General features: G+C 75.6%; 1 protein-coding gene. It reads left to right on the top strand.

Going from position 1 to position 1,023, the window contains the following annotated elements; all coding sequences use genetic code 11:
• The first annotated feature begins 112 nt into the window (after positions 1–112).
• Positions 113–871 carry an alpha/beta hydrolase family protein gene (locus tag ACZ5CR_RS47520; protein WP_468870310.1) on the top strand — a complete coding sequence of 253 codons (759 nt, stop codon included), beginning with the start codon at positions 113–115 and terminating at the stop codon, positions 869–871.
• Positions 872–1,023: the final 152 nt, after the last annotated feature.

The following is a 1,023-nucleotide window of genomic DNA, read 5'->3' as shown; positions in this document are numbered from 1 at the left end:
GCCGGTGTTCGTCACCGCCCAACTCCCGGACGGGGCACGGTTTCCCGTCCGCGGGCTGCACGGGAGCGAGGCCTCGCCCCGCCCCGCACCGGCCGTCCTGATCCTGCCCGCCATGGGCACCCCCGCCCGCTACTACCGCGCGTTCGCACGCCAGTTGCACGCGGAGGGTCTCACCGCCCTGACCGTGGACATGCGGGGGCAGGGGGAGAGCACCCCGCGGGTGACGGACGCGGACGCCGTCGACCACGGCTACCGCACGATCGTGGAGCAGGACCTCGTGGCGGTCGTCGAGGCGATACGGGCCGAACTGGGCCCGGAGCCCGCGCTGTACCTCCTCGGCCACAGCATGGGCGGCCAACTGGGGNTCGTACACGCCGCGTTGGGGATCGGCCCCGGAGTCGACGGGGTCGCCCTCGTCGCCTCCGGCTCCGTCTGGTTCCGCGCGTACGGCCCTGTGCGCGGGCCCCTGCTGCTCATCGGCGAGCTGTTCGCCGCGGCGACGTCGACCCTGCTCGGCCGGTGGCCCGGGATCCGGCTCGGCTTCGGCGGCAACCAGTCCAAGGGCGTCATGCGGGACTGGGCACGCCAGGGGCGCACGGGCCGCTACTCGTCCCCCGGCTCACCGCACGACTACGAGGCCGCCCTGCGCACCCTCGGCCTGCCCGTCCTCGCGGTCCGGGTCGAGGGCGACACCTGGGCCCCCGCACCCGCCCTCGACCACCTCGTCGGCAAGGTGCCGGCGGCCCGCGTCACACGCCTGCGGTACTCCACGCAGGAGGCGGGCGGCCCTCTGGACCACTTCGCGTGGACGCGGGCGGGCGGGGCGCTGGCCAAGAGGGTGGCGGCGTGGGCGGTGGCGGGCGGAAGCTGAGGTCCGGCCCCTCGGGCGCGGTCACCCGTTCGGCGTACCCGGCATGCGTACGCGCCGGTGGCGGCATTGGCTGCTCCTGAGGGGAGGCTGGTGCCGGGAGCTGCCGACGGAGAGGGGAGCGGGGCGATGACCACTCCGGAGGACCGTGCCCG

This window comes from Streptomyces sp. NPDC031274, assembly GCF_055570235.1.
Note: the sequence above shows the minus strand (reverse complement) of the source record. Positions and strands in the feature narration are given on the sequence as shown.